Origin of the sequence: Paraburkholderia sp. UCT2, from assembly GCF_014397665.1 — a bacterium.
GTDB classification, from domain to species: domain Bacteria; phylum Pseudomonadota; class Gammaproteobacteria; order Burkholderiales; family Burkholderiaceae; genus Paraburkholderia; species Paraburkholderia tuberum.
This window is the reverse complement of sequence record NZ_VZQO01000022.1, coordinates 62,807-89,207: the sequence shown is the minus strand read 5'-3', so window position 1 is coordinate 89,207 and position 26,401 is coordinate 62,807. Positions and strand designations below refer to the sequence as shown.

The window sequence follows — 26,401 nt, the reverse complement described above, 5'->3', positions numbered from 1 at the left end:
TTCGCTTCAATACCCGCCTTTGACCTGCGGCGCGCTCACCGCCAGGTCCTTGTACGACGCGGCGAGGTCCGCGGCCGCGCGGCTCAGCAAGCCGGTGTCCGTGCCGACCGCGACGAAGGTCGCGCCCGCCGCCAGATATCCGGCCGCCAGCGCGGGATCAGGGGCGAGCACGCCCGCTGCCTTGCCAGCGGTGCGCACGGTGTCGATGCCGTGGCGAATCGCGTCGCGCACGCGCGCGTCGCCCGGCTTGCCGAGCAATCCCATCGACGCGCTCAGATCCGAGGGCCCGAAAAACACGCCATCGACGCCATCCACATGCGCGATCTCCACGAGATTGTCGAGGCTCTGCACGGTCTCCGCCTGCACGATCACGCACAGTTCGTCGGCGGCGTTGTCCAGATAGTCGGGCACGCGATTCCAGCGCGACGCACGCGCGAGCGCGCTGCCGACGCCGCGAATGCCTTGCGGCGGATAACGGGTGGCCGCGACCGCATCGAGCGCTTGCGCGGCCGTGTCGATCATTGGCAGCAGCAGCGTTTGCGCGCCGATGTCGAGCAACTGCTTGATCAGCGCGGCGTCGCTGCGTACCGGCCGCACGACCGGATGCGACGGATACGCGGCGACCGCCTGCAATTGCGACAGCGTGCTGCGTACGTCGTTCGGTGCGTGCTCGTTGTCGATCAGCAGCCAGTCGAAGCCGGCGGTGGCGAGCAGCTCGGTCACGTAGGCGTCGGCGAGCGCGGCCCACAGGCCGAACTGCGGTCTGCCTTCGGCGAGCGCGCACTTGAAGGGGTTGTTCGGCAAGGACATGTTGATGCGTTCAGATGAAATTCAAACCGATGCCGCCGAGCGGGCCATAGTCGATGTGGAACGTGTCGCCCGCGCGGGCGGGAACCGGGCTCGTGAACGAGCCGCTCAGGATCACGTCGCCCGCATTCAACGATTCGTCATGCGGAGCAATTTTGTTGGCGAGCCACGCGACGCCGGTGGCCGGATGGTTGAGCACCGCCGCCGCGAGCCCGCTTTCCTCGACCGCGCCGTTCTTGTACAGCAGCGCGCCGACCCAGCGCAGGTCGACGTCGAGCGGACGCACCGGCCGGCCGCCGAGCACGACGCCCGCGTTCGCGGCGAAGTCGGAGATCGTGTCATGGACCTTGCGCGGCGCGCGTGTTTCGCGATCGAACTGCTCGATGCGCGCGTCGATGATTTCGACGGCCGGGCTCACGTACGCGGTCGCGTCGAGCACCTCGAACAGCGTGACGCCGGGGCCCTTCAGCGGTTTGTTCAGCACGAACGCGAGTTCCACTTCGACGCGCGGCGCGATGAAGCGATCCACGCGAATGTCCTGGCCGCTTTCGATGAACATGCTGTCGAGCAGGGGCGCGTAGTCCGGTTCGTCGATCTGCGACGAGCGCTGCATCGCGCGCGACGTCAGGCCGATCTTCCTGCCCTTGATTACGTGGCCTTCGGCGAGTTTCAGCTTGACCCACTCGCGTTGTATCGCGTAGCCGTCCAGTACGGTCATCTCTGGATACTGCGCGGAAAAATGGCGCAGCTGCGTGCGGGTCTTTTCCGCGTGATCGAGTTGCGCGGCGAGGTCGCGAATGGTTTGTTCGTCTAGCATGATGATGTCAGCCCTTGAACCGCGCGTGCAGATTGTTGTGCTTCCAGGTGCCCGCTTCGCTGAACTCGTTGATTTCGAGCGACAACGCGAGCCCCTGCCGTTCGAACTCAGTGGCGAAGCGCTGCTTGATCAGCGCGAACAGCGCGTCGCCGGTCGCCTTCTTGACGGCCTCCGGGCGGCCCGCGCCGATCTTCAGATTGGCGTGCAGGAATGCGGCGTCGGGCCGCCCATCGGCGATGCAGTACTGGTCGCAGCGCAGCGCGCGCACGCGGATGCCGCCGAGCGGATAGACGCGCTCGCCGTTATCGCGCTGCGCGTCGAGGCACTGCGCGAGGTCTTTGCATAGATCGCCGAGGCGTTGCGCGTCCGCGAGGTTGGCGCTGTATTCGAGTGTCAAGTGAGGCATGGCGATCCCTTCGCGAGTGTCAGACGGGTAGCGGCGTGACCGGGAAGATCGCGTTGATCTGGCCGGTGCCCGAACTGCCGAAATAAGGCGTGACGACTTCGACCTTGCCGTCGTAACGATCCCAGCCGAGCGCACCGAGCAGCATCGCGGTATCGTGCATGCCGCCTTCGCCCCAACATTTCTCGTTGTAGAGCGGCAGCATGTCGCAGAAGGTCTTCCAGTCGCCGGCTTCCCACATGCGCACCACGCTGCGATCCATCTGTTCGAGGAACGGGCTCCAGACTTTGTGCATGAACTGCTCGGCGGTGCCGTTGTTCGCGAAGTGATGCGACAGCGAGCCGCTCGCGAGAATGGCCACGGTACCGTCGTAGCGTTCTTCGATGGCCTTGCGTACCGCGAGGCCGAAACGCGCGCTGGTCGCGAGGTCGTGCCACATGCACCAGCCCGCCACCGACACCGCCTTGAAGTGCTGATCGCCGTTCATATAGCGCATCGGCACCAGCGTGCCGTATTCGAGCTCGAGCGTGGTCTCGCTGTGCGCGCGGCTTTTCACGCCCATTTCGTTGGCGATGTCCGCGATCAGCTGACCGAGCCCGACATTGCCCGGATACGCGTACGGCATGTTCCTGATGAAATGCGGCAGCTCGTTGCTCGTGTACACGCCTTCGAACTTCGGCGCGCAATTGATGTGGTATTCGCTATTCACTAGCCAGTGCACGTCGAACACGACGATCGTATCGACGCCAAGTTCGCGGCAGCGTCGGCCGATTTCATGGTGTCCGTCGATCGCGGCCTGACGGCAACCCTTGTGCGGACCGTCGAGCTCGGATAAATACAACGACGGCACGTGTGTAACTTTTGCTGCCAACGCGAGTTTGCCCATCGCGGTCTCCAGTGTCGAGCGGAGTTAGAGCGTCAGCTCTTACTCCGGTCCCATGCTTTAGCAATTTCGTTTGACGTCGCGATTAAATGCCCCAGCGCGGAATATGATGCGAGCCGAGCGACACGCAGACGTTCTTTGGTTCGAGGAACACTTCGTGGCTCCACGTCCCGCCTTCACGGCCCACACCCGACGCCTTCGTGCCGCCGAACGGCTGGCGCAGATCGCGCACGTTCTGGCTGTTCACGAAGCACATGCCGGCTTCGACGGCGGCCGCCACGCGCAACGCGCGGCCCGTGTTGTCGGTCCAGAGATAGCTCGACAGACCATACGAAACATCGTTGGCGAGACGGATCGCCTCGGCTTCATCGTCGAACGGAATCAGGCACGCGACCGGTCCGAAGATCTCTTCCTGCGCGATGCGCATACGGTTGTCGACGTCGACGAACACGGTCGGCGTGACGAAATTGCCGTGACGCAAGGCGTCTGGCAACTCGGGCGTATCGAGCCCGCCGCACGCAAGCGTGGCACCCTCCTTCGGGCCGAGTTCGATATAGCTGCGCACTTTGGCGAGATGCCCCTCGCTGATCATTGGGCCGACGATCGTGCTGTCCGCGAGCGGATCGCCCACCGTCAGACGCTTCGCGCGCTCGACGAAGCGCTCGGCAAACCGCGCGTAAATGGAGCGCTGCACGAGAATGCGCGAGCCCGCGGTGCAGCGCTCGCCATTGTTCGAGAAGATCATGAACACCGCGGCGTCGAGCGCGCGTTCGAAGTCGGCGTCGTCGAAGATCACGAACGGCGACTTGCCGCCAAGCTCCATCGAGAACTTCTTCAGGCCCGCGGTTTGCACGATGCGATTGCCGGTCGCGGTCGACCCGGTGAACGACACCGCGCGCACGTCGCGATGCGCGACGAGTGGCTCGCCCGCTTCCTTGCCATAGCCGTGCACGACGTTCAGCACGCCCGCCGGGATGCCCGCTTCGAGCGCGAGCTTGCCGAGCATCGAGGCGCTCAGCGGCGACAGCTCGCTCATCTTCAGCACAGCGGTGTTGCCGAACGCGAGGCAGGGCGCCACCTTCCAGGTGGCCGTCATGAACGGCACGTTCCACGGCGAGATCAGCGCGCACACGCCGACCGGATGAAACAGCGTGTAGTTCAGATGCGAGTCGGTCGGGTAGGTGTGGCCGTCGACGCGCGTGCACATCTCGGCGAAATAGCTGAAGTTGTCGGCCGCGCGCGGCACCAGTTGCTTGCGCGTCTGCGAGATCGTCTGGCCGGTGTCCTTCGTTTCGGTCTCCGAGATTTCGGGCACGTGCTTCGTGATCAGCTCGCCGAGTTTGCGGATCAGCTTCGCGCGTTCCGCGGCGGGTTTCGCGGCCCAGGCGGGGAAGGCGCCTTTGGCCGCTTGCACGGCCGCATCGATCTCCTGCGCGCCGCCGCGTGCGACCTCGGCGAGCACTTCCTGGGTGGCCGGATTGACGGTTTCGAAATAGTCGCTCGAGGTGCACGCCTCGCCGTTGATCAGATGGTCGATCGGCATTGCCTTGTCCTTTCGCTGTTCGGTGGGTTTTTGCTGTCGATCAGGCGCGGCCGAAGTCCGCGTCCGAGGCGATCGTGTTGACGAGACGGCCGAGGCCGTCGATTTCGCAGACGACTTCGTCGCCCGTGTTGACGTTGACGACGCCTTCGGGCGTGCCGGTCAGGATCACGTCGCCGGGCGCGAGCGTCATGAAGCCGCTCAGGTATTCGATCAGTGCGCGGATGCCCGTGACGAGATCGCGCGTATTGCCGCATTGCTGACGCGTGCCGTTGACGAACGTGCGCAGCTCGAGCTGCGTGACGTCGGCGATGTCGGCGGCGTCGACGAACCAGGGGCCGAGCACCGTGCCGCCGTCGCGATTCTTCGCGCGCAGATTCGGGCGATAGTAGTTTTCGAGGTAGTCGCGAATCGCGTAGTCGTTCGCGATCATGTAGCCCGCCACGTGCTGCATGGCGTCTTCACGCGCGACGTTTTGCGCGGTTCGCCCGATCACGACCGCGAGCTCGCACTCGTAGTGCATGAACGTGACATCGGCGGGGCGACGCGTGACGCCGCGATGGCCGAGCACCGTGCCGGGCCCCTTCAGAAACACCAGCGGTTCTTCCTGTTTGCTGAACTGCAATTCCTTCGCGTGCTCGGCGTAGTTCAGGCCGAGCGCGAAGATCGTGCCGACTTCGATCGGCGCAAGCCAGACCACTTCGTCCTCGCGACGCACGCGGCCGTCGGCGAGGCGGACACCCTGTTCGTGCGGATACGCTTCGTGAAACGCTCCCGCATAGGCGACGCGGCCGCGCATCATGACGGTTCTCCGTTTCGTTGATCCATGCCGATGAACGATATGGTCAAGGGCGGCAGCGTGCCGATCGACAGCGTGGCCGTATCGCCGACGTGCGCGACCGGCGAGCCGTGCCGGACGCCGAGCGTGAGCACGTCGCCCGCGTTCAGCGTCATGAAATCGGTGACGTCGACGAGCAATTGCGCGACGTTGCGCACCGACGTTGCGGTGCTTGCCGTGAACGGTTCGGCGCGGTTCAGCGAGACGGCGATGTCGAGCCGATCCGGCGCGGCGACGTGGCGCGCGGCGACGAGCGCCGGTCCGATCACGCAGAAGCCGTCGCATGCGTGCAGTCGCACGTTCGGGCGATACACGTTGGTATGCGGCACGCTCAGATCGCCGACCAGCGTATAGCCGGCGATGTAGTCCGCCGCGCGCTCGACGCCGACGCGCGTCGCGGTACGGCCGATCACGATGCCGAGTGACGCGCCAACCTCGACGCCGAGCGTGTTATCCGGCACGACCACGCGCGCCCGATGCCCGGCCAGCGTGTTGCGCGGCTTCAGATACAGAATCGGCGCTTTCGGCGGTGCCTTGTACGGTGCCGCATGCAGTGCGTCGCCCAGCGCGTTCAAGGCGGCGCGATCGTTCAGCAGGGTGCCGTACACGGCGCCGCTGACCGGCGCGCGACACGCAACGCCGCGTGCCAGCAACGCGGCCGCGGTGTGCGCGTCCACGTCGCGAGGCAGCGCGTCGCCTTCGGGATGCAGCAGATGATCGGCAAGGGCAAACATAAATGCGCAGCCTCGTGGCGAAAGTTTTGCGAAAACACTAAGATGTTAGTAGTATCTCGCTTGATATCATCGACGGTCAATAGGCTGCCGGATGATCGCGGGTTTTCCCGTAAGCTTCGACAGCTGTTTTTTTCTGATTCCTTGCCGCCATGTCCGCTGCGTCCACCCGAGTTTTGCACCGCAATTTGCCAATGCTGTTGTTACGCGCCCGCGAAAAAATGATGGAGCGTTTTCGTCCGTTGATCACCGCGCATGGACTCACCGAGCAGCAATGGCGAGTGATTCGCGCGCTCAACGAGCACGGCCCGATGGAGCCGCGCCACATCTCCGACATCTGCACGATTTCGAGCCCGAGCATGGCCGGCGTGCTCGCGCGCATGGAGAGCATGGAACTCGTGACGAAAGAACGTTTCGCTGAGGATCAGCGGCGCGTGCTCGTGTCGCTGACCGATACGAGCGTCGAACTGGTGCGCGTGATTTCGAAGGATCTAGAGGCGCACTATCGCGAGCTCGAGCGCAAGGTGGGACCGGAGATCGTCGAGCGCGTGTATCGCGCGGTCGACGATCTGTTGGCGGGGTTGTCGGAAGAGGATGAGTGACGCGCTGACTTACCAGCCGTAAAATCGTTGCCATTCGACGCTGCTGCCGTCCGGCGCAACCGCGTGATACTCGGGGAACTGCGCGCCGGTCGCACAAGCGTGGTTCGGCAGGATGCGCAGTTTCATACCGATCGGAAAGCGCTGCGCGATGTCGTCGGTCTGTGCATCGGCTCGCGCATCGGCCGGAACCGCCGCAAGAATCCCATGCTCCTGATTGGCGCCGCTCACGACATAGTCCGGCAGCAACGTGCCATTGAGCAAACACGGCTGCCCATAGCCGAAATCGTGCGACTGCCGCGACGTACCGCGATCACGGCTTAGCGCCATCCAACCCGCGTCGAGAATCGCCCAGCCTTTGTCTTCCTGATGACCGATCACGGTCGCGAGTACGCTAAGCGCGATGTCGTCGAGCGTGCAAACGCCCACGTTGTGCATGACCAGATCGAACAGCACGTAGACGCCGGCCCGCACCTCGGTGACGCCGTCGAGATGCCGCGCGGCGAGCGCGGTCGGCGTCGAACCGACGCTGACGGCCGGGCATTCGATGCCCGCTTCGCGCAACCGCTCGGCGGCGCGCACGCAGCCCGCGCGCTCCTGCTCCGCGAGCGCGGCGAGCGCCTCAGGCGTATTCAACTCGTAGCTCGAACCCGCATGGGTCATCACGCCGCCGACTTTCACGCCGTTCTCGTGCAGAATCCGCCCGACGTCGAGCAGCGTCTGCTGTTCGGGCTGGATGCCCGAGCGATGTCCGTCCGTATCGACCTCGATCCAGACCTCGAACGTTTCGCCGTGCTGGTCGCCGAACGCGGTGATCGCCGTGGCGGCGGTCGGATTGTCGACCACGAGCTTCAGTTCGCAGCCCTGGCGGCGCAGCGCGAGCGCGCGCGGCAGCTTCGACGGAACCATGCTGACGGCGTACAGGATGTCGTCGACGCCGGCCGCGAAGAACGCTTCCGCTTCCTTCAGCGTCGACACCGTAATGCCGCGCGCGCCGGCGGCGATCTGCGCGCGCACGACGTCGATGCACTTGGTGGTCTTCACGTGTGGCCGGAACGCGACGCCGAGCGCATTCATCCGCCCCTGCATCCGCGCGATGTTCTTCTGCATCCGCGCGACGTCGATCAGCGCGGCCGGGGTTTCGATCTGTTCGAGTTTCATGTTTGCACCTGAGGAGCGGGGTGAGGTTGGAGATTCAGTGACGACGATCGCGGCCAAAGCCTGCGAGCCACGGCACCAGCCCATCGAGCGATGCCGCTTCGACCTCGGGCGCCTGCGCTCCTCTGACGAGCGGCAGGCCGACGTGGTTGTGCCAGTAGGTCCGCAAGCCGACGGCCGCGGTGCCGAACATGTCATAGCTCGAGCCGGCGACGAAGGCGGCGCGGCGCGGCTCGACGCCGAGCTTGTCGAGTGCGAGGCGGTACGGTTGCGGGTCCGGCTTGTAGACGCCGGCTTCCTCGGCGGTCACGATCGCGTCCCAGCGCACGGGCAAGAGCGCGGCCGCCTGCGAGCCGAGCCGCGTCGAGCAATTGGTGACGACCGCGAGCTTGCAGTGCGGCGCGAGCGCGCGCAACGCACCGAGCGCGCCGGGCCACGGCGTCAGGTTCAGCCAGTTCGCCTGGAGCGCGTTCGCGGCCGATTCGGACAAACCGACTTGCGTGGCGGCCTCGCGCACCAGTTGTTCGTAGGGAACGTAGCGGCCGCAGCCGTATGTCAGACGCAGATAGGCGGCACGCCATGCGCGGCCCGCTTCGTCGGAGCCTGCCGCACGGTTCCATGAGGTCCACGAGTCGAGCAGGGCGGTTAGCAGGTCGAACAGGACCGCGTCGGGGTAGGCGGGGGTGTCGGTGGAATGGGCGGCGGCAGTCATGATTGCATGGGGCCGGCTGTTGAGGATGAGTCAATTATAGGTTTTCGATAGTACTTCGGCGTTCAGATAGGTTGACTGTTAGATTCAGATGGACTGAATCACTGCCGCCACGGTGGCAACGGCCTGAAGCGGCCTTGCAGATACTGCATGAAATGGCGCGTGCGCGCGGGCAGTCCCGCCCGCGGATGCGTGAGCGCGATCACGTTCGCGTCCGGCGCTTTCCAGCCCGGCAGCAGACGCACGAGTTTGCCCTTCGCAAGATCCTCGGCGACGTCCCATTCGGAGCGCAGAATCACGCCGCGTCCCTCGCAGGCCCATTGGCGGATCACGTCACCGTCGTTGCAACTCAGATGCGCGGACACGCGCACGCCGCGGCGCGTGCGGCCCTTGCTGAACTGCCACAGTGACACGTCCTCATTGTTTTCGCGCAGCACGATGCATGGCAGCCGGCTCAACGCATCCGGCGATTCGGGCTGGCCGATTCGCCTGACGAGCGCGGGCGCCGCACAGACGAAGCGCGCGTTCGGCGCGATCATATAGCCGACCAGGTTCGACGGCGGCAGCTCGCCGATATGCACGACGATATCGAAGCGATCGAGCGTTTCGGTCAAGGGCCGGTCGGACAGCGTCAGCGCGACGTCGATGTCGGGGTTCTGCTGCTGGAACTCGCCGATCAGCGGCGCCAGATGGCGTCGTCCGAAACCGAGCGGCGCATTGATCTTCAGCGTGCCGACGAGGCCGCCGCGGCGCGTTTGCAGATCGTCGAACAACGCGTCGAACTGTTCGATCAGTTCGGCGCCGCGCTCGCACAGCAGCAGGCCTTCGTCGGTGAATTGCAGGCGGCGCGCGCTGCGGTTCACGAGCTGCATGCCGAGCTTCTTTTCGAGTTGCTGCAGGCGCTGCGTGACCGCCGACGGCGACAGCGCGAGTCGGCGCGCGGCGGCGATCAGGCTGCCGCTCGCGCGCAGCGTGAGTAGGAAGCGGATATCGGCCGAATCGTTCATGGATGCGAGCTGGGTGCAATGGCGGGAGCGGGGAATCTCGCAGCATAATGCGTCCGGATCGATCACAGGGTAAAGTGGCGCTTCCAGTCTATTGATCCAATCATTGGAAGAGAAGTCCCATGCCGTTGCCTCATGAGTCGTCCGCGTACGACGCCACGCCCAATACTCCACTGAAACAGGCGGTTTTTCTGCACACGGGCTGGCGCAGCGCGGGCACGTGGGTGTGGTCGCGGCTGCGCGAACACGAGCGCGCGGCCGGTTTTTACGAGCCGCTCAGCAATGTGCTCGCCGATCTCAAACCCGCCGACGTGCCCGCCTCGCGGCCGACCTTGACCTCGGGGCACCCGCCGCTCGCCGCACCATACTTCGACGAATACCGCCCGTTTCTGCGCGAAGATGCGCGCGGCGTGGCGGGTTACGACCGGCGCTTCAGCATCGATCGCTTTACGCGCGATCCCGATGCGACATTCCCGTCACTGCAGGCCTATCTGCGTGCGCTGAGCGAGCACACGATCGAGCAGGGCCGCGTGCCCGTCTTCAAGTTTTGCCGCACGGGCGGTCGTCTGCCGTGGCTGAAGCGCGCGTTTGCCGAGGCGCTGCACGTGGGCGTGCTGCGCAATCCCGCATCGCAGTTCGCATCGGGTTGGATGCTGCGGCAGCAGTGGAGCAATGCATTCTTTGTCGCCGCGCCGTTTCGCGTGCTCGGTCTGAATCAGATGGACCCGCTGGTGCGCGAAGCGATCGGCGTGTGCGGCGTACGCCTGCCGCCGCTACCGTCGATGCCCGATGACGCGTATGCCGTCGCCTGCGAGCAATTCGCGCGCACGGTGGACAGCGACAACGCGTATCGCGCGTTCATTGCGTTGTGGATCCTCTGCGCGCTGCGCATGGGCGAGGGCGTCGATTTGCTGATCGATATGGAGCGGCTCGGCGAGTCGCGCGACTACGCGGCCGGTCTGCGCGCCGCGTTCGACGCGCAATGCGGCTTGTCGCCCGACTTCACGAGCGCGCGCGATCTGGTCGAGGAAACGCGCCGCGGCGCGGCGCGTATGACGGGCATCGACGGCGGCGCGTTGCGCGCCGTGCATTCCGCCGCGCTTAAATTCCTGAAGGCGCAGGCGGGCATCGACGCGGCCTTCGTCGAGGCGGTGCGCCAGAAGATGGTGCTGGCCAACGAGTTGACCGAAACATGGCGCTAGCCGTGCGAGGCCAGCGCCGCGCGGCGCGTTCCCGTCGCTAGCCCGCCGCCGATACCGCCGCGCGCAGCCCGAGCAGATAGCTGTCCACGCCGAAACCGCAAATCTGTCCTTTGACGATCTCCGCGAACACCGACTGATGCCGGAACGCTTCGCGCGGTCCGCGGCTTTGGCGTAGGTCTTCAGGCGCATCGTCGGTACCGCGAGCGAGCCGAACGTGCCCCCGCCGGCGACGGCGATCCGGGTGCGGTTCATGAGCGGGTTCCCTGAAAGTCCTGATCAAGACGCGTTAAAGGGCAAGCGGGCTCAAGCAGCGGCCTTTTTCGCGTCGGCCATGCTCTGCGCGCGCATTGCGTCGTAGCTGAGCTTGTCGAGCGGCACGACGTTCTTTGCGCCGAGGTCGCCAAGCCGCACACGGAAGTTCTCACGCGCGCTCCATGCGGCGATCGCGCAGACGATCGTGATGGCGAACGTGATCGCGCCGATCGTCAGCGGCACGTTGTGCGATCCCGGCGGCGCGACGTAGGCGAACAGCGCCGGCAGCAGCGCGGTGATCGTCGTGCCGATGTTCTGGCCGATCGCCATCGCGGAGACGCGCGAACGGGTCGGGAACAGTTCCGGATAGAAGCTCGGGAAGATCGCGTTGTAGCCTTGATAGATGACGCCCCACATCAGGATCGACATCACCATCGCAAGCGGCACGTTGTGGATGCTGATCGCGTACAGATACGCGAAAGACAGCACCCCTGCGCCGAGCGAGCCGACGATGATCGGCAGACGCCGCCCGATCCGGTCGGACAGATTGCCCACGTACGGAATCACCAGCACCGCGACGATGTTGCCGATCACCGGAATCCACAGATACAGGCTCTTCGAAAAGCCGATGCCGTACGACGGCTGCACCGCGTACGCCGCGCCGAAGATCGTCGCGACGACCGGGATCACGTTCATCAGCGAGCACAGCACGACGCGCAGCATGTCGTCCCAGTTGTACTTGAACGCTTCGACGATCGGCGAGCGCGGCACGCCGCCGCTCGCGTCCTCCTTCTCGAACGCGGGTGTTTCGTGGACCTCGCGGCGGATGATGTACCCGGCGATCAGCACGACCGCGCTGAGCAGGAACGGAATGCGCCAGCCCCACGCATTGAACGAGGCGTCGTTCATGAAATAGGCGAGCGGCAGGAAGACCGCGGCGGCCAGAATCTGGCCGGCCTGCACGCCTTGCAGCGTGAAGCTCGCGTAAAAGCCGCGTCGCCCGAATGGCGCGTGTTCGAGGATCATCGAACTGGCGCCCGAGATTTCACCAGCGACCGCGAAACCCTGGATCAGTCGCAGCACGACGAGCAGCACCGGCGCGAGAAAGCCGACGTGCTGATAGGTCGGCAGCAGACCGACCGCCATCGTCGACAGACCCATCAGGAACATGCAGACGAGCAGTACGTTCTTGCGCCCGTGTGTATCGCCCCAGTGCCCGAGCACGACCGCGCCGATCGGCCGCGCGACGTAGCCGACGCCGTAGGTTGCGAGCGATGCGACGATCGCGATCTTGGGATTACCGGAAGGGAAGAACAGCTGAGGAAAGATCAGGGCGGCGGCCTGCGCATAGATGAAGAAATCGTAGTACTCGAGTGCCGAGCCGATCCAGCCGCTGGCGGTAGCCTTGCGCGCCTGCGAGCCATGCCCGCTGCTTGCCGATGCGTTCGTTTGCATGACGCCTCCTGAATGGGAAATGTTTTTGTCAGCTTCTACGGCTGAATCATTGGCGCCTTTAAACGGGCGCCGCGCAAGCCAGGATTTTCCTGGTCTCGTTGCCGCGGTGCGGCACAACGGGATGGATCGACGCGTGTCACGAGCTGGCGCGGCGCACTCCGGGTTAACCACGGCCTGAGTGCGCCGGGCATTGCATTCAAACCGGCTTCAAGCGACTGCCCCTTGCCCCACTGTTTCGCGGCCGCGACGACCGCTTCGGGGTCTGGCGCCTGAGCGGGCCGCATGGCGAAAGGAGCGCGAAGGTGACGGGCACGGTCGCGTCGAATCTGAGCGACATCGTCGTGCAGTGGGCGAAGGCGGGATACGGGAGTATGGGCGGTGACGGCCGAGCGCTTGTCGTCGTCGGCGCGGATTCAGGTGTGCATCGAGTTTCTCAGGGAGCAGCTGACGCACGGACCGTGTGAACTGGCGACGCGCGGCGTGGGCGGACGCTGAGCTGCGCCTGCCTGGATCCGGTGCTCACACGCTTGCGCTTTTACACGCTCGAAGCCGTATCCTCTTCCACCTCGTCCAGCTCGCTACGCTGAACCGTCGTTACGGAGTCGGGAATGACCGTGGTGGCCGTGACGGGCCGCGGATCTTCGATGCTGTAACGCAGGCGCCAGCCTTCGCGATAGAAACGCAGTTGCCGGTATCGCATCAGATAGACCAGTCCGACGAGCGCGGCGCCGAAGCCCGATGCAGCGCCGACGCCGAGCGCCCAGCGCGGCCCGAAACGGTCGGCGACCCAGCCGACCACCGGCGCGCCGAGCGGTGTGCCGCCGAGCGCGATCGCGAGCAGGATCGCGATCACGCGGCCGCGCATGGCCGGTTCGGTGGTCAGTTGCACGAGGCTATTGGTCGAGGTGGTGAAGGTCTGCGTCGACACGCCGATCGCGATCAGCACGATGCCGAACAGCACGTAGTTCGGCATCAGCGCAGCCGCCGTGCAGCCGACGCCGAACATCGCGCCGGCGCCGAGCAGCAACCCCATGGTGGGCCGCGCGCGGCGCGCGGCGAGCAGAGCGCCGGTGACCGAGCCAATCGCCATTGTCGAGCTGAGCACGCCGTACTCGCCCGCGCCCGCACGGAACGCGGTGACGGACATCGTCGAGATGAAGATCGGGAAGTTCAGGCCGAAGGTGCCGATCAGGAACAGCATCAGGAGCGCTGCCTTCAGATCGGGGCGTGTCCAGACATATTTGAAGCCTTCGACGAAGCTGCCGCGCGAGCGCACATTGCGCGGCTTGATATGTAACTGGTCCAGCCGCAGCATGCGCAGTGCACCGAGCACGGCGACGAACGAAAGCGCGTTGATCAGAAACACCCAGCCACTGCCCACCGACGCGATCAACAGACCCGCGACCGCTGGCCCGAGCATGCGCGCGGCGTTGAACGACGTGGAGTTCAGCGCGACGGCATTCGCGAGATCGCGTTCGCCGACGAGGTCGGATACGAAGGTTTGGCGTGCGGGGGAATCGAACGCGGTCACGCAGCCGAGCAGGCCCGCGAATACGTAGACCTGCCATAGCTGCACGAGCCCCGTGACCGTGAGCAGACCGAGCGCGAGCGCCAGCGTACCCATTGCCGCCTGGGTCGCGAACAGCAGCTTGCGGCGGTCGAAGTGATCGGCCGCGTAGCCGGTGAGCGGCAGCAACAGCATCTGCGGTCCGAACTGCAGCGACATCACGATGCCCACCGCCGTCGCGTTGTGATGCGTAAGCTCGGTGAGCACGAGCCAGTCCTGCGCCGTGCGCTGCATCCATGTGCCGATGTTCGAGACGATCGCGCCGCTCGCCCAGACACGATAGTTGAATATGCGCAGCGAACGGAACGTGGTGCTCACGGCAGGGGTTTCCTCAACGCGGGGTGGGCCGCATGCGGGTAGCGGACCGCTTCAATTCAGGCTTTAAGCACGCGAACGTTCGAGCAGATCGAGCACTTCCCGCGTCGTGCCGGTTTCGCCGAGGCGCGGGAAGATGCGCGTGATGCTGTTGGTGTGCGCGTCGGCGTTCAGATCGGTCATCGCGTCGACGACGAGCGCGACGTTCAGGCCCGCCTCGCTCGCGAAGCGCGCGGTCGATTCGACGCCGATGCTGGTCGCGACACCGACGAGCACCACTTGCGTGACGCCTTGCTGTTGCAGATACGCGGCCAGGTCCGTGTTCGTGAAGGCGCCCCACGTGCGCTTCGTGACCAGATGGTCCGACGGCTGCTGCTTCAGTTCGGGCAGAAGGTCGGCGAAGCCGGGCGGGAAGTCGGCGGAGTGGCGACCCTGGTCGGTGCGGCCCGGTGCGCCGGCGGTGACGTTCACGAGCACGACGGGCAGGCCGTGGCGGCGGAACGCATCGAGCAGCGTAACCGAGCGTTCGACGATTTCGCTGGCCGGATGGGGGGCGGTGGGCAGCGCGACGATGCCGCGCTGCAGGTCGACGACGACCAGTGCGGTTTTGGCGTCGAGAGTCGTGAGTGCCATGAAGTGCTCCTGCGAGTGGCGAGACGCGTGTGCGCGAATCGCGAGTTACAAATCGACGAGGCGTTTCAGCAGATCGACGCCCGTCGCGAGTTGTTGCTGTTCGGCTGCCGTGAAACGCGTTTGAATCGTGCGGTACAGCCAGTCTTCGCGTGCCGCGCGGCTTGCCTTGACCTTCTTGCGAAAGGAGGGTGTCAGCGACAGAACCGTCTGCCGTCCATCGTTAGGATCGGGCGTGCCGCTGACGAGCCCCGCGGCTTTCAGTACCGCGAGCGTTTCTCCCATCGACTGCGGCCGCATGCCGTGCGCACGCGCGAGCGAGGTGACGGTGGCCGGGCCTTCGCGTTCCAGCAAGTTCAGCACCTGCACCTGCGACGGCGTGAAGTCGCCGACATGCGATTCTTCGCGCAGACGCCGGCGCAGCTTGCTCGCCAATACGCGCAGATCTTCGGCGAGCGTATGAAGGTCTTCCGGCGTAACTGAGGGAGGGGATTGGGTCATGCGGTGAACTCGTGCGATGTCATGATGTGAAGGTTTCCTGATAAGGTTACCTTCGTATCTCGCTCGGGTCAAGTTTTGAGGTGGCGGGAGGCCGTACGCCGGGTCGTCGCCGCGATGGCCTCAGCGCGCCCGCACGCGCCGGTTGAAAAAGCGCCATACCGCTCCGCCGACGAGCATCGCACCGCCGAGCGCGAGGCCTAGCAACACCAGCGAACTCAGATGCTCGCGCACCACCGGCACGTTGCCGAACAGATAGCCGCCCGCGATCAGCGAGACGACCCACAGCGCCGCGCCGGCGGTGACGAACGTGACGAAGCGCGAGAACGTCATGCGCGACACGCCCGCGGCGAACGGTGCGAACGTGCGCACCACGGCGATGTACGGTGACAGCAGGAAGGTCAGGCGGCCGCGCGTCTCGCTGAACACGTGGGCGCGGCGCAGCGCATCGCGATTGAGCCAGTAGTAGTTGCGGGTATAGACCTTGTCGCCGACCGCATGGCCGATCGCGTACCCGACGCTGCTGCCGGCCACCGTCGCGACGAACAGCACGGGCGCGATGACCCACACGTTCAATGCGCCGGTGGCCGCGAGCGCGCCGCAGATGAAGATCAGCGGATCGCCGGGCAGAAAGAACAGCGGCAGAAAACCGTATTCGACGAACACGACGACAAACAGCAGTGCGTAGATTGCCGTGCCGAACTGCACGATCAGCGCGCTCAGGTGCTGGTCGAGGTGCAGCGCGATCTGCAGCACGTTCATCAGGTTCATCTTGGCGTGGCCTCGGGTGGCGTTCGGATGTGATGAGTGTAGTCCCGCGAGCGTGCGTGCAGGGCGCCTGCGCGAGTTTATGCCATATGCCGCTTGTCGATGTTGCGGTGCCGATGTCAAACTCGGGCGGTCTTCATCGGACGCAACGCCATGTCGCACGATTCCGCCATCACCTTCCGTTTTGCCGCTTTGCACGATGCCGAAACGATTCGTGCCATCGAATTCGAAGCGGGCCAGCGTTTCGTCAGCGTCGGCATGACCGGGATTGCCGACGCGCCGCCCATGGCGCGCGAGGTCGTCGAGCGCAAGATCGAAGCGCGCGAGATCATCGTCGCGCTGGACCAGCAGACGATCTGCGCGGGCTTCGTGATGTTCGAGCCGCAGCCGACGCGCATCTACGTTCAGGAACTCGATGTGCTGAGCTCGCACGCGGGCAGGCGCATCGGCGCGGCATTGATCGAAGAGGTCGCGCGAATCGCGCGCGCGCGACAAGTGACGCAGCTGGTGCTGTCGACGTATCGCGACGTGCCGTGGAATGCGCCGTATTACCGGCGGCTCGGGTTTCGCGATCTCGACACGTCGGAGCTCGACGCGGCGTTGCTCGCGCGGCGCGACGCGCATATCGCGCGCGGACTCGATGAATCGAAACGGGTGTTTATGCGGCGCGAGCTTGTCTAGCGCACCAAAAGCGGCGGGCGTGACTGGAATTCAGTCACGCCCGCCGCTTTGTCATTTCATACAGCGGACATGAGCCCGCTGTCGCTACCGATTACACCGTTTCGAGCGCCGGATAATCGGTGTAGCCGACTTCGCCGCGCGCATAGTACGTCGCCGGGACCGGCTTGTTCAGCGGCGCATCTTCAGCGAAGCGGCGCACCAGATCCGGATTCGCGATGAACAGCTGACCCCAGGCCACCGCATCCGCTTCACCGGAGTCAAGCACCTGCTGCGCGCTTTCCCTGGTGAACTTCTCATTCGCGATATACGGGCCGCCGAACGCTTCCTTCAACTGCGGGCCGAGGCGGTCGTCGCCGAGCGCTTCACGTGCCGCGATAAACGCGATCTTGCGCTTGCCGAGTTCGCGCGCGACATAGCCGAACGTTGCGGCCGGATCGGAATCGCCCATCGTGTGCGCGTCGCGGCGCGGCGCGAGATGCACGCCGACGCGGTTTGCGCCCCACACGCTGATGCACGCGTCGGTGACTTCGAGCAGCAGACGCGCGCGGTTTTCGATCGGGCCGCCGTAGGCATCGGTACGCTTGTTGGTGCTGTCCTGCAGGAACTGGTCGAGCAGATAGCCGTTCGCGCCGTGCACTTCGACGCCATCGAAGCCCGCGGCCTTGGCGTTTTCCGCGCCCTTGCGGAACGCTTCGACGACACCGGCGATTTCATCGAGCTCGAGCGCGCGCGGCGTCACGAACGGACGCTCGGGACGCACGAGGCTCACGTGACCACCCGCCGCGATCGCGCTCGGCGCGACCGGCAGCTCGCCGTTCAGGAACACCGGATCCGAAATACGGCCGACGTGCCAGAGCTGCAAGAAGATCTTGCCGCCCGCGTCGTGCACGGCCTGCGTGACGAGCTTCCAGCCTTCGACCTGCTCCTGCGACCAGATGCCCGGCGTTTCGGCGTAGCCGACGCCTTGCGGCGTGACCGATGTCGCTTCGCTGAGGATCAGACCGGCGCTCGCGCGCTCGGCGTAGTAGCGCGCCATCAACGCGTTCGGCACGCGGATTTCCTCGGCGCGCTGACGCGTGAGCGGCGCCATGATGATGCGGTTCGGCAGCGTGATATCGCCAATTTGCAGCGGATCGAAAAGAGTCGGCATAAGAGTTCACCTTTGGCGGCGGGCAAGGCCCGAGCCTCAAAAAACTGCGTGAAAAAGGAAGCGCGGCGATGCGAATGCGGCGCTCAGAGCTTCGCGTTCATGTATTCGAGGAACGCCTGAATGACGGGCTCGTTGCGTTTGAAAAACACCCATTGACCAACCCGTTTCGACGTGACGAGCCCCGCGCGCTGCAACGCGGCCAGGTGCGCCGACACGGTGGACTGCGACAGACCACAGCGCGAGTCGATCTTGCCCGCGCACACGCCGTGGTCGAGCGGCAACTCCTGATCGGCAAAATGCGCGTGCGGCTCACGCAGCCAGCCGAGAATCTCCCGGCGGACCGGGTTGGCCAGCGCTTTGTGGATCGCGTCGAAATCGGGCGTCATGTGGATGGTTTTCAGGTGATTCGGCAACCGGCACGCCGCATGGCGTGCGCGACATGCATCGCTACAGAACGAATCATATATCGGAATTTAACGATATGGGTGAAAACACTACTGCGGGTGGGGCGATAGGTATCGACATACAAAAAGTCCGCATTTTCGGAGCAACGCTCTAAACTGCGCTTGACGTGACTCCACACTTGCGCATCTGGATTGCTGTTCGTACGTCAACTCTTTCGTCGACTCTGCGTCCGGAACTCAGTAGGCGACATCGAGAGCTCTTTACGGAAAAGTTTCGACAGTCTCTCTCCGTTGCTAAGACCGGTTCTACGAGCGATCTTGTCCACCGGAAGATCGCTGTTGGCGAGCAGCTTGCACGTAAGATCGAGCCGCGCACCAAGAAGGTACTTTGAAGGCGTAACACCGAGCTCCCGTTTGAACAGACGCAGGAAATTGCGCTCACTCATCGAAGACGTGCGCGCCGCATCGCCCACCGATATGGGCTTCGCGCAGTTCTGGACGATCCAACGCGCCGACGCACGTGCTTTCTCGGCGAGCGTCTTTGCATCCATCTCTTCGAACGCGGGGGCCAATGTACGCCCGCCATCCGAACCGAGACGGTCCGCCACGCGCGCGGCCAACTCCGCTCCCAGATCCGTCTTGAGCAGTGCGAGCGAGGTCACCAAGGCCTGATCGCGATCATGCTCCGCAGCGCTCGCGGATAACGATCGGAGACGGATATCATGCTTCATCGAAGGCCAATCGCACCGCGCCACGCCGGCAGCCGACAAAACCATGTGCCCATTCCCGATCGCGGTGACACTGACGCCTCTTGCACAAACCAGTCGCAACAGATCAATGAGGTTGTCGTCGACGGAGGCGTGCGCGACACCACTTCCGCTGGGAATGAAGAGGTTGTCGAGACGATCGAAATCGCGCGTGGAAAAATGCTCTGTCCAAACCATCATCGATGACGAGCACGCAACCCCTCCACCGCCAGCCGAGATGAGGTTCACGCGATATGTCACGGAATGATTCGAACTTTGAGATTGTAATTCATTAGCGACATGCAGAGCTTCGGCGAGCGTACCGGCGTCCAGCAACGAAAATCCGTCATACAAAATAATCGCCACGTGCTTCACGATTGTCGAACACTGAACAGACCGAATGTCCTGTCTCGGACAATCAAGCGGTGCTAGCGCGTCAGATAAGGTTGGCGTCATGCGGCCTCCAGTTCGGCAGGTTTCTATTGGTCACACGGAAAGACGACAGGATTTCCATGTGTCGTCGGACTTTGATTCTCTCGTTTTCAGATTTATTCTCGCCGGTTTAATCGACAAGGTTTCAGGCGAGAAAAATACGTTGCCGAAGGGCGGTGGTGCAAGCCCGGCATCCAGGTTGCGGCGCGCGATAAAAACGACTGTCAGCGGAAAATGCAGCGGCCTTGCCTCAATGTCGAGATGCAAGGTGTCCGCTTCAAAATAGCGGAGGCGTCACTGCAATATGGGCAGCAACCCCGGTAATCAGAAATAAAATAGTAATAACAAGCATCGACTTCCCGTTTCGTATAACGATATCGGGATTCCCATATATCGGTATTCCTGGTTCAAGTGTATTCTTCATATATTAGACTTTGAAGATAAACTGGCGAGATAATGAGGAGGTATGCCACGTAAATATCGTTACACGCCATAACTTACCGCGTGAAAAAAAATCCCACCAATTACTTTCAACGTTTATCGGCCGGACAGGGCTAAGTTTTGACTTAATGAAACTACGGCGCGTTCAACTGGCCGCCTACCTTGGTGAATTAGTAGGGAAGGTCTGCAAAAGTCTTGGTATTGACGTCTGGGTGGACGAAAAGCGCTGCAAGGCGAAGCCGCTCCAGATCTAGTCCCGGCTAATACATCTGATTGAATCATTCATGCCCATGGCTTCACCGAGTCTCGTGACCGCAACCATACAAATCCGGTCTCCGGCCTCTTCAAGCGTGATGGTCTGTTCTTTGTAGGCCAGTGCGATCGCCTCCACTGCACGCATAAAGAACTCCGACTCCTCATCCGTCCAGTCTACGGGAAGGTCAGCACTAAGCCCTTCTGAATTCATCCCTGCCTCCTTACGATACCTTGTGAGGCTTACGAAGCAAGCTGGATCTCGCTCATTTGCGCTAGCACCGGATCCGAAGACTGTTAAGTGGGCCTACGTCGTCGCGCGGTCTCCGAGGTCTCGTTTGCCGAGAACTGAGCTGCGAAGCCGTGCCTCAAACTGGAGAAGAATCGTTTCTTTCGAGAAATTGGATGCGGCGTATTGCCGTCCGAGGGTGCCAAGGCGCTCACGAAGCGACGGGTCGTCGGCGAGACGAAGGATGGCGTGTGACAATGCCGTGAAAGAGCCGGGCTCGACTGCGACGCCGACCGAGTTGATGACGCTCCATAACTCGGTACCTTCATTCGCAGTCGCAATTACCGGTCGGCTGCTCGACAGCATTGGGCCAAGCTTCGAAGGCATGACGAGATCCGCGGCGCCCGCAAGCTGCGGAAGGACGTGTATGTCCGCAAGCGATAGCAATTCATTGAACCGCTCTTTAGGTTGCAGCCCGAGAAACTTGACGTTCGGTACGTCACGGGCCTTTTCGAGCAGGACATCTTTTGCTGGTCCAGCGCCACAGATCAGGAACATGATGTCCGCGCGCCACGTGAGAAGCTTTGCAGCGTCGACAATGATTTCCAGACCTTGCTTAAGTCCGAGATTGCCTGAGTAGAGGACGACCAGCGCTCCGTGGCCGATGGTGAGCTGCGCGCGATAGGGGTTGTCCGAGCTGTTTGGATGCGCGTGTTGAGTATCGACCCAGTTGGGAAAGGTGAAAGCTTTTTCCGAGGAGACCCCCTTCTGCACGGCGAGCCGTGTCATCGCTGCGGAGGGTGTCGAGACGACGTCGGCGCGTGACATCAACCATCTTTCCACGCGCAAAGCCAGCTTTCTTGCGACATGGCCTTTCAGTATGCCCAGTCGAAACGCTGCGTCGACTTCGTAGTCCTGTACATGAAGCCAACATGAGGCGCTGGCGACGCGGGCGGCGAACAACGCGACGGGAGACGCGAACAAAGGTGGCTCTACGAGCCACACGGCGTGCGGACGCCACGCGATCTGCCACAGAGCGGCCGGACTCGCGAAGACCGCGAAGCTCATCAGATGTAGCACGCGCTTCAGACCCGACGGGCGCTTGGGGCACCAGAAGGGAACACGTATGACGGAAACGTTGTTGATTTGCTCAGTCGAGTACGTCAACGCGTTATAGCCAGCCTTGATGCGCCACTCAGGATAGTATGGAGACGCGGTTATCACGCGTATCGTGTGCCCCTGTAATGCGAGCCACTCCGCAAGCTCCGCGGAGTACTTTCCCACCCCTGTCACCTCTGGGGCATAGTTGAGCGAGATTATCAGCACTTTCATTGAGTAATCCACATCTTGGGAAAAAGAGGATCAAGTCTGCGTTGGGCACGGGAATGTACGACCCATGCGTTCGGACTCTGATGGAGGCTATCGTTCCGTGGCTTGCTCGCAGTCGCATTCGTATTCGCGTTGTGTCAAAGCTGCGCGTTCGCCTTCCTGATTCGAAGATCGCAGATATCCAATTGCCCGGTCGGACAAATGCTTGTCGTGCCTCGCCTAGATGGGCTTCGCCAGCCAGGACATATGATCGCAAGTCGTGTGGGCGCAGGAGGCCTGGTGCCGGTCTCTTCCCACTCGCGGTGGGCGAAAGCCGACAACTTCTTGCCAATTTCCGTCTTGACCGGGGGGCATCAGGGGCGCGGCGCTTATATTCCTTTCACGTCGACGAGATTCAAGTTCGCCACATGCGATCGCGTGAACACGCTGTGCTAACCCATCCAGTGCTCGATATACAGCGGCCTTGACGGAGAGCTCGTACAACCATGCCATGGATACTGACACGGTTATTCTGGCGGACTACGCACAGACCTTACTAAGGAACTGACGTCTTATCGCCGCGGTAACGCTGATCGTCGGTAGAACATTCTCGTCATTCAATTCAAGGCGCGGGCTTGACGTGCATTTAGCGGGAGCTAATCGTGCAAAGCGTTCAGTTGACCGGGACTCCCATCGTACTTTCGAGATTCATATTCGGCACCGCCAGTCTTTTCAACAGTGGCTCAGAAAAAGCAAGACGACGACTATTATTCTCTGCGGTGGACGCCGGGTTCACCCATTTCGACACGGCCCCCTACTATGGCTTTGGCTTGGCCGAGCGCGATCTTGGCCACGTTCTCAAAGCACGACCGGAGGTCTCTGTCACCACCAAAGTCGGTATCTATTCGCCCGGCGGCGAGGAGCAAAGCGGGGCCGCTGTTTTTGTTCGCAAGGCGACAGGGCGCTTCATAAAGACCATCTCGGGTCCAACGGTGGATTTCTCAGTCGCCCGAGCGAAGAGAACACTCGAGGGCAGTTTGCGTCGTCTGAAGCGTGACTCTATCGACATCTACGCGCTGCACGAGCCTGAACTTTCCCTGCTCAATACTGATGAATGGTTGAAATGGCTCGAGAGTCTCCTACGCGACGGAACGGTCCGTACTTTCGGCCTCGCGCTAACTACGGATAAGGTCGAACCGTTCCTCGCTGCCGGCTCCGAACTGACCCGTTTCATTCAGGTCCACGACAGTCTCACCGGTCGCGAGGCTGATGTACTGACCTGCTACCGCAAGCCCTTCCAGATCACTTATGGTTATGTCTCCGCGTCCCGCAAGGAGGGGTCGCCGCTGTCCGTGACAGAGGTTCTGCGTCGGGCACTACTTCGCAATACCAATGGCGCAATCATCGTGAGCACGAAGCAGTTGGCCAGGCTGCAGCAATATGCCCGGCTCGTGGAGGAAACGGCCGATGCTCAATGACCTGGGCGGGCAGGGCGCGATATCGCGGGCAGCCGATTTCATAGTCATCGGCGCGGGAACCGTCGGCCTACCGATCAGCGTACTACTGGCGCGGAAGACAGGCGCAACCGTCATCTGCCTGGAAACCGGCGGATTGCGCCAGGAAGAGGACACGCATCCGCTCAATGAAGTCGTCCAGCAGGGGATGTTCTACAAGGGTGCCTCGCACGGACGTTTCCGATGCCTGGGCGGTACCTCGATGCGATGGGGCGGTGCCCTCATTCCCTTCCAAAACTCTGATCTCTGCAATGCCCACTGGCCGATCTCACTCGATGAACTAACTCCTTTCATCGGTGACGTCGAGCGGCTATTCTCCCTGGAACCGGGTCCGTATTCCGACGTCTCCTTTCCGTTCGAACTCGGTGGCACCCATGTCAATCGTCTCGCCAAGTGGCCAGAATTCCGGAAGCGCAATGTAGCGGCGTTGTTGGACGCTGACGTCGCTGCGGCAGCCAACCTTCAGGTCTGGTTGAATGCTCATGTCGTCAAAATCAAAACTCAGACTGAAGGCGTCCGACTGGAAGCGGTATCGCAAAATGGTGACAGGCTAGCTATCTCGGGGAGGAAGCTCATCGTCGCCGCTGGCGCGATCGAAACAACCCGTCTGGCATTGCTCATCGACCGTCAGAACAATGGAGCCGTCTCCGCCCTTACGTCTGCGCTCGGTCATAACTTCACGGATCATATTTCCGCAGAAGTAGCGGAAATCGTCGCCTCCGAAAGCGCTTTGCTAAACAAGATCGTCGGCTTTCGATTCGGCGCCGCCGGTTCAATGCGCAATATTCGTTTCGAGCTAGCGCCACAAGCGGAGGCGCGGCGGCATCTGCCGCCAGGTTTCTGCCACATCGGGTTCGAGGTTGAGAAACCCGGTGGCTTTGATGTGCTACGGGACATATTCCGGAATGTACAGCGTCGTAAGTCACCGCCGCCACGAGTAATGTTCGATTTGATTGCGAATACCCCCTGGCTTGCGCGCGCCATGTGGTGGAGGCTCGTGAATAAACGTCTACTGTTTCCCGCCCACTCGCGCCTGATTGTCCATGCGGTGGTTGAGCAGGTTCCATCTCCCAACAATCGTATCACTCTCAGCGATACGTGCTGCGACCGCTTCGGCTTGCCACTCGCTGAGATCAACTGGAGGTTGTCCACGGAAGACAAAGAAAACGTAATCGAGACATCGGAACTATTTAAAAGAACCTGGAGAACGAGCAAATTCGCCTCGCTTGGCGTATGGAAATCGATCGAGCCACAGCAAATCTGGGCCAACATCGATAACGCAGAAGGCATCTTCCATCCGACAGGTTCGACTCGCATGGGTGCTTGCCCCGCCGATGGCGTGGTGGACAAAAACCTCAACCTCTTCGGTGTCGCGAATGTCCAGCTGCTTGCCACGTCAGTCTTGCCGACGGGAGGTGGGGCGAATCCGACTATGATGCTCCTGCTGCTGGGGATGCGATGTGTCAATCAGCACGCTGCCGGCAGCACGCCGCCAAAAGCTTGATGCTTTCCGCCAACCGCGGGTATTGAGCCGTGTGGACGCTACGATGGTCCGTTGAGAGAGGAGTCTATGCCTAAAGATGCAATCAACCGGGAAGGCGTTCATCCCAGCATCATCCTGAAAGGCGTGAATTCGAGACAGGGACCTTCATTTTCGTTGTCGAACAGATTTCTGAGGGTTCTTTGGGGCGTCATCTACATCGTTTTCTTTGTGCCGACGCCGCGTGTCTTTCATGCGTGGCGTCGCTGGATTCTGCGACTATTCGGGGCCACTATAGGCGCAGGTGTTCACGTCTATCCGCGTGTGCGCATCTGGGCGCCATGGAATCTTTCGATCGGCGACTTTACAGGCGTTGCCAATGGAGTGAACTTGTATTCGATCGAACGCATCACGTTAGGTGAGCGTTGCACGATATCGCAGGGCGCGCAGCTCTGTACAGGAAGTCACGACTACAACCATCCGATGTTTCAGCTAACTGCAAAGCCGATTATTGTGGGATCGGACGCGTGGGTGTGCTCTGAAGTCTTCGTTTGCCCTGGCATTCGTATCGCGCCGGGAGCGGTTGTAGGCGCGCGATCAGTGGTAACGCGGAGTCTGCTGGATGAATGGACTGTGTATGCCGGCATGCCAGCAAGGAAGATTTCTCTTAGAGTCAAGCACGGAGAGCCCAATGAGCAAAGTGTCTGTACTAGTGCTGACGAAGAATGAAGAACAGGATTTGCCTGGTTGTCTTGAGACCGTCATCGGGTGGTCCGACGACATCCACGTATTTGATTCGCTCAGCACAGACGGGACCGTCGCGTACGCTCGCTCGGTATGCGCGAACGTGATCTCCAGACCATTTGACGACTGGTCCACTCACCAGAATTGGGGATTGAAAAACATCCCATTCAAGCACGAATGGGTGCTGTATCTGGATGCCGACGAGCGCGTTCCCCCATTGCTCGTACCGGAGATTGAAACGGCGGTTTCGAACGCCGGCGATGCGGTGGCGTTTCAGATTAGACGCCGCGACTTCTTCAATGACAGGTGGCTCAGGCACGTGCAGGCTTCTCCGTACTTCGTTCGGCTTTTCAGGCCCCAGCATATCCACTATGAACGGCTCGTCAATCCCGTCACCGTGGTGGATGGCAAGACTGGCCGGCTCGACGGCTATCTCGATCACTTCCCTTTCAGCAAGGGGCTATCGCACTGGCTTTCACGGCATAACGCCTACAGTTCGCTGGAAGCAGATCAGTTCCTTCGCAATAAGGCGAACGGCAACAAGTTCAGCCTTTCCAAGGCGCTGTTTGCGGCCGATTTCCAGACTCGCCGCTATCATCAAAAGCGCCTGTTCTACCAACTTCCATGCCGCCCGGTGATCAAGTTCGTTCTACTTTACTTCGTTCGTCGAGGCTTCCTCGACGGACACCCTGGCTTGGTGTATGCGACGCTGCAGTCGGTCTATGAGTACTTTATCGTTCTGAAAGTCAGGGAGAAGATGAGGGCGGCGAGAACGCAAGTCGATCGCCCTACGTTAAGCGAAGAATTGAAGAGTTGAACCGCACATGCGCGTTATGATGAATCT

28 protein-coding genes and 2 pseudogenes are annotated in these 26,401 nt (G+C 62.3%); 8 read left to right on the top strand and 22 right to left on the bottom strand.

All coding sequences use genetic code 11. The features are described from left to right. Positions 1-6: 6 nt before the first annotated feature. The 7 genes from hpaI to F6X39_RS19635 form a co-directional block, all read right to left on the bottom strand. A complete protein-coding gene (gene hpaI / locus F6X39_RS19665) occupies positions 7-810 on the bottom strand; it encodes a 4-hydroxy-2-oxoheptanedioate aldolase (protein WP_187617793.1) in 804 nt (267 codons plus the stop codon). Between the two features lie 10 nt (positions 811-820). Beyond that, on the bottom strand, positions 821-1,624 hold the full coding sequence (gene hpaH, locus F6X39_RS19660) for a 2-oxo-hept-4-ene-1,7-dioate hydratase (protein ID WP_187617792.1): 804 nt from the start codon (positions 1,622-1,624) through the stop codon (positions 821-823). A gap of 7 nt (positions 1,625-1,631) precedes the next feature. Further along, positions 1,632-2,030: a 5-carboxymethyl-2-hydroxymuconate Delta-isomerase gene (locus tag F6X39_RS19655; RefSeq protein WP_187617791.1), complete on the bottom strand. Its 399-nt coding sequence runs from the start codon at positions 2,028-2,030 to the stop codon at positions 1,632-1,634. 19 nt (positions 2,031-2,049) lie between these two features. Continuing rightward, complete coding sequence (gene hpaD, locus F6X39_RS19650) at positions 2,050-2,913, bottom strand: 3,4-dihydroxyphenylacetate 2,3-dioxygenase (protein ID WP_187613085.1); 864 nt, start codon at positions 2,911-2,913, stop codon at positions 2,050-2,052. An 82-nt stretch (positions 2,914-2,995) separates the two neighbouring features. Beyond that, complete coding sequence (gene hpaE / locus F6X39_RS19645; RefSeq protein ID WP_187617790.1) at positions 2,996-4,453, bottom strand: 5-carboxymethyl-2-hydroxymuconate semialdehyde dehydrogenase; 1,458 nt, start codon at positions 4,451-4,453, stop codon at positions 2,996-2,998. 40 nt (positions 4,454-4,493) lie between these two features. Further along, positions 4,494-5,252 (bottom strand): fumarylacetoacetate hydrolase family protein, encoded by a 759-nt coding sequence (locus F6X39_RS19640; protein WP_187617789.1) that lies wholly within the window; start codon positions 5,250-5,252, stop codon positions 4,494-4,496. Continuing rightward, entirely contained in the window at positions 5,249-6,022 is a 774-nt protein-coding gene (locus tag F6X39_RS19635; RefSeq protein ID WP_187617788.1) for a fumarylacetoacetate hydrolase family protein, read from the bottom strand. Before F6X39_RS19635 ends, F6X39_RS19640 begins: the two co-directional genes overlap by 4 nt. A 191-nt stretch (positions 6,023-6,213) precedes the next feature. On the opposite strand from F6X39_RS19635, the gene hpaR reads away from it, so the two are divergent. After that, positions 6,214-6,621, top strand: coding sequence for a homoprotocatechuate degradation operon regulator HpaR (hpaR, locus tag F6X39_RS19630; RefSeq protein WP_018424961.1), 408 nt, complete (start codon positions 6,214-6,216; stop codon positions 6,619-6,621). Between the two features lie 9 nt (positions 6,622-6,630). Here the strand turns inward: hpaR and F6X39_RS19625 are convergent, their stop codons facing one another. The 3 genes from F6X39_RS19625 to F6X39_RS19615 form a co-directional block, all read right to left on the bottom strand. After that, positions 6,631-7,779, bottom strand: a complete 1,149-nt coding sequence (locus tag F6X39_RS19625; RefSeq protein WP_187617787.1) for a DSD1 family PLP-dependent enzyme — start codon at positions 7,777-7,779, stop codon at positions 6,631-6,633. Between the two features lie 34 nt (positions 7,780-7,813). Further along, entirely contained in the window at positions 7,814-8,488 is a 675-nt protein-coding gene (locus F6X39_RS19620; RefSeq protein WP_187617786.1) for an HAD-IA family hydrolase, read from the bottom strand. Positions 8,489-8,586: 98 nt separating this feature from the next. Continuing rightward, positions 8,587-9,492, bottom strand: a complete 906-nt coding sequence (locus F6X39_RS19615; RefSeq protein WP_187617785.1) for a LysR substrate-binding domain-containing protein — start codon at positions 9,490-9,492, stop codon at positions 8,587-8,589. A 119-nt stretch (positions 9,493-9,611) separates the two neighbouring features. On the opposite strand from F6X39_RS19615, the gene F6X39_RS19610 reads away from it, so the two are divergent. Then, the gene (locus tag F6X39_RS19610) at positions 9,612-10,691 is read left to right on the top strand and encodes a hypothetical protein (RefSeq protein ID WP_187617784.1); all 1,080 of its coding nucleotides are present in this window, start codon (positions 9,612-9,614) and stop codon (positions 10,689-10,691) included. Positions 10,692-10,728: 37 nt separating this feature from the next. Here F6X39_RS19610 and F6X39_RS19605 read toward each other — a convergent pair. Then, a pseudogene (locus tag F6X39_RS19605) lies at positions 10,729-10,845 on the bottom strand (type II 3-dehydroquinate dehydratase); the annotation flags it as partial. Between the two features lie 149 nt (positions 10,846-10,994). After that, entirely contained in the window at positions 10,995-12,398 is a 1,404-nt protein-coding gene (locus tag F6X39_RS19600) for an MFS transporter (RefSeq protein WP_187617783.1), read from the bottom strand. Between the two features lie 230 nt (positions 12,399-12,628). Here F6X39_RS19600 and F6X39_RS36890 point away from each other — a divergent pair. Next, positions 12,629-12,893 (top strand): annotated as a pseudogene (locus F6X39_RS36890) (LysR family transcriptional regulator); the annotation flags it as partial. A gap of 40 nt (positions 12,894-12,933) precedes the next feature. Here the strand turns inward: F6X39_RS36890 and F6X39_RS19595 are convergent. The 4 genes from F6X39_RS19595 to F6X39_RS19580 form a co-directional block, all read right to left on the bottom strand. After that, complete coding sequence (locus tag F6X39_RS19595) at positions 12,934-14,283, bottom strand: MFS transporter (protein WP_187617782.1); 1,350 nt, start codon at positions 14,281-14,283, stop codon at positions 12,934-12,936. 63 nt (positions 14,284-14,346) lie between these two features. Continuing rightward, positions 14,347-14,913: an isochorismatase family protein gene (locus tag F6X39_RS19590; RefSeq protein ID WP_187617781.1), complete on the bottom strand. Its 567-nt coding sequence runs from the start codon at positions 14,911-14,913 to the stop codon at positions 14,347-14,349. A 45-nt stretch (positions 14,914-14,958) separates the two neighbouring features. Further along, positions 14,959-15,411 (bottom strand): MarR family winged helix-turn-helix transcriptional regulator, encoded by a 453-nt coding sequence (locus F6X39_RS19585; RefSeq protein WP_187617780.1) that lies wholly within the window; start codon positions 15,409-15,411, stop codon positions 14,959-14,961. 120 nt (positions 15,412-15,531) lie between these two features. Beyond that, positions 15,532-16,179 carry a VTT domain-containing protein gene (locus F6X39_RS19580; RefSeq protein WP_187617779.1) on the bottom strand — a complete coding sequence of 216 codons (648 nt, stop codon included), beginning with the start codon at positions 16,177-16,179 and terminating at the stop codon, positions 15,532-15,534. Between the two features lie 150 nt (positions 16,180-16,329). Here F6X39_RS19580 and F6X39_RS19575 point away from each other — a divergent pair, with 150 nt between their 5' ends. Beyond that, positions 16,330-16,857, top strand: a complete 528-nt coding sequence (locus F6X39_RS19575; protein ID WP_187617778.1) for a GNAT family N-acetyltransferase — start codon at positions 16,330-16,332, stop codon at positions 16,855-16,857. 91 nt (positions 16,858-16,948) lie between these two features. Here the strand turns inward: F6X39_RS19575 and F6X39_RS19570 are convergent, their stop codons facing one another. From F6X39_RS19570 to F6X39_RS19545, 6 genes are all read right to left on the bottom strand, one after another. After that, a complete protein-coding gene (locus F6X39_RS19570) occupies positions 16,949-18,007 on the bottom strand; it encodes an alkene reductase (RefSeq protein ID WP_187617777.1) in 1,059 nt (352 codons plus the stop codon). Positions 18,008-18,090: 83 nt separating this feature from the next. Then, positions 18,091-18,393: an ArsR/SmtB family transcription factor gene (locus tag F6X39_RS19565; RefSeq protein WP_090806305.1), complete on the bottom strand. Its 303-nt coding sequence runs from the start codon at positions 18,391-18,393 to the stop codon at positions 18,091-18,093. A gap of 224 nt (positions 18,394-18,617) precedes the next feature. Beyond that, positions 18,618-19,523: a GlxA family transcriptional regulator gene (locus F6X39_RS19560; protein ID WP_316251702.1), complete on the bottom strand. Its 906-nt coding sequence runs from the start codon at positions 19,521-19,523 to the stop codon at positions 18,618-18,620. A 120-nt stretch (positions 19,524-19,643) separates the two neighbouring features. After that, positions 19,644-19,856 carry a hypothetical protein gene (locus tag F6X39_RS19555; RefSeq protein ID WP_187617775.1) on the bottom strand — a complete coding sequence of 71 codons (213 nt, stop codon included), beginning with the start codon at positions 19,854-19,856 and terminating at the stop codon, positions 19,644-19,646. A 424-nt stretch (positions 19,857-20,280) separates the two neighbouring features. After that, positions 20,281-20,496: a hypothetical protein gene (locus F6X39_RS19550; RefSeq protein WP_187617774.1), complete on the bottom strand. Its 216-nt coding sequence runs from the start codon at positions 20,494-20,496 to the stop codon at positions 20,281-20,283. A gap of 93 nt (positions 20,497-20,589) precedes the next feature. Then, a complete protein-coding gene (locus F6X39_RS19545; protein ID WP_187617773.1) occupies positions 20,590-21,843 on the bottom strand; it encodes a glycosyltransferase WbuB in 1,254 nt (417 codons plus the stop codon). 638 nt (positions 21,844-22,481) lie between these two features. On the opposite strand from F6X39_RS19545, the gene F6X39_RS19540 reads away from it, so the two are divergent. The 4 genes from F6X39_RS19540 (at position 22,482) to F6X39_RS19525 (ending at position 26,374) form a co-directional block, all read left to right on the top strand. Next, positions 22,482-23,297: an aldo/keto reductase gene (locus F6X39_RS19540; protein ID WP_187617772.1), complete on the top strand. Its 816-nt coding sequence runs from the start codon at positions 22,482-22,484 to the stop codon at positions 23,295-23,297. Then, the gene (locus F6X39_RS19535; RefSeq protein WP_187617771.1) at positions 23,287-24,837 is read left to right on the top strand and encodes a GMC oxidoreductase; all 1,551 of its coding nucleotides are present in this window, start codon (positions 23,287-23,289) and stop codon (positions 24,835-24,837) included. The genes F6X39_RS19540 and F6X39_RS19535 overlap by 11 nt, the downstream gene beginning before the upstream one ends. Positions 24,838-24,903: 66 nt before the next feature. After that, positions 24,904-25,542: a putative colanic acid biosynthesis acetyltransferase gene (locus tag F6X39_RS19530; protein ID WP_222945262.1), complete on the top strand. Its 639-nt coding sequence runs from the start codon at positions 24,904-24,906 to the stop codon at positions 25,540-25,542. Then, positions 25,505-26,374 carry a glycosyltransferase family 2 protein gene (locus F6X39_RS19525; protein WP_187617770.1) on the top strand — a complete coding sequence of 290 codons (870 nt, stop codon included), beginning with the start codon at positions 25,505-25,507 and terminating at the stop codon, positions 26,372-26,374. The genes F6X39_RS19530 and F6X39_RS19525 overlap by 38 nt, the downstream gene beginning before the upstream one ends. Positions 26,375-26,401 lie beyond the last annotated feature (27 nt).

What these genes read in the sequence shown, in the direction of transcription:
- hpaI (WP_187617793.1), bottom strand. Translation starts at nt 810, where the DNA reads ATGTCCTTGCCGAACAACCCCTTCAAGTGCGCGCTCGCCGAAGGCAGA.
- hpaH (WP_187617792.1), bottom strand. Translation starts at nt 1,624, where the DNA reads ATGCTAGACGAACAAACCATTCGCGACCTCGCCGCGCAACTCGATCAC.
- F6X39_RS19655 (WP_187617791.1), bottom strand. Translation starts at nt 2,030, where the DNA reads ATGCCTCACTTGACACTCGAATACAGCGCCAACCTCGCGGACGCGCAA.
- hpaD (WP_187613085.1), bottom strand. Translation starts at nt 2,913, where the DNA reads ATGGGCAAACTCGCGTTGGCAGCAAAAGTTACACACGTGCCGTCGTTG.
- hpaE (WP_187617790.1), bottom strand. Translation starts at nt 4,453, where the DNA reads ATGCCGATCGACCATCTGATCAACGGCGAGGCGTGCACCTCGAGCGAC.
- F6X39_RS19640 (WP_187617789.1), bottom strand. Translation starts at nt 5,252, where the DNA reads ATGATGCGCGGCCGCGTCGCCTATGCGGGAGCGTTTCACGAAGCGTAT.
- F6X39_RS19635 (WP_187617788.1), bottom strand. Translation starts at nt 6,022, where the DNA reads ATGTTTGCCCTTGCCGATCATCTGCTGCATCCCGAAGGCGACGCGCTG.
- hpaR (WP_018424961.1), top strand. Translation starts at nt 6,214, where the DNA reads ATGCTGTTGTTACGCGCCCGCGAAAAAATGATGGAGCGTTTTCGTCCG.
- F6X39_RS19625 (WP_187617787.1), bottom strand. Translation starts at nt 7,779, where the DNA reads ATGAAACTCGAACAGATCGAAACCCCGGCCGCGCTGATCGACGTCGCG.
- F6X39_RS19620 (WP_187617786.1), bottom strand. Translation starts at nt 8,488, where the DNA reads ATGACTGCCGCCGCCCATTCCACCGACACCCCCGCCTACCCCGACGCG.
- F6X39_RS19615 (WP_187617785.1), bottom strand. Translation starts at nt 9,492, where the DNA reads ATGAACGATTCGGCCGATATCCGCTTCCTACTCACGCTGCGCGCGAGC.
- F6X39_RS19610 (WP_187617784.1), top strand. Translation starts at nt 9,612, where the DNA reads ATGCCGTTGCCTCATGAGTCGTCCGCGTACGACGCCACGCCCAATACT.
- F6X39_RS19600 (WP_187617783.1), bottom strand. Translation starts at nt 12,398, where the DNA reads ATGCAAACGAACGCATCGGCAAGCAGCGGGCATGGCTCGCAGGCGCGC.
- F6X39_RS19590 (WP_187617781.1), bottom strand. Translation starts at nt 14,913, where the DNA reads ATGGCACTCACGACTCTCGACGCCAAAACCGCACTGGTCGTCGTCGAC.
- F6X39_RS19585 (WP_187617780.1), bottom strand. Translation starts at nt 15,411, where the DNA reads ATGACCCAATCCCCTCCCTCAGTTACGCCGGAAGACCTTCATACGCTC.
- F6X39_RS19580 (WP_187617779.1), bottom strand. Translation starts at nt 16,179, where the DNA reads ATGAACCTGATGAACGTGCTGCAGATCGCGCTGCACCTCGACCAGCAC.
- F6X39_RS19575 (WP_187617778.1), top strand. Translation starts at nt 16,330, where the DNA reads ATGTCGCACGATTCCGCCATCACCTTCCGTTTTGCCGCTTTGCACGAT.
- F6X39_RS19570 (WP_187617777.1), bottom strand. Translation starts at nt 18,007, where the DNA reads ATGCCGACTCTTTTCGATCCGCTGCAAATTGGCGATATCACGCTGCCG.
- F6X39_RS19565 (WP_090806305.1), bottom strand. Translation starts at nt 18,393, where the DNA reads ATGACGCCCGATTTCGACGCGATCCACAAAGCGCTGGCCAACCCGGTC.
- F6X39_RS19550 (WP_187617774.1), bottom strand. Translation starts at nt 20,496, where the DNA reads ATGAATTCAGAAGGGCTTAGTGCTGACCTTCCCGTAGACTGGACGGAT.
- F6X39_RS19545 (WP_187617773.1), bottom strand. Translation starts at nt 21,843, where the DNA reads ATGAAAGTGCTGATAATCTCGCTCAACTATGCCCCAGAGGTGACAGGG.
- F6X39_RS19535 (WP_187617771.1), top strand. Translation starts at nt 23,287, where the DNA reads ATGCTCAATGACCTGGGCGGGCAGGGCGCGATATCGCGGGCAGCCGAT.
- F6X39_RS19530 (WP_222945262.1), top strand. Translation starts at nt 24,904, where the DNA reads ATGCCTAAAGATGCAATCAACCGGGAAGGCGTTCATCCCAGCATCATC.
- F6X39_RS19525 (WP_187617770.1), top strand. Translation starts at nt 25,505, where the DNA reads ATGAGCAAAGTGTCTGTACTAGTGCTGACGAAGAATGAAGAACAGGAT.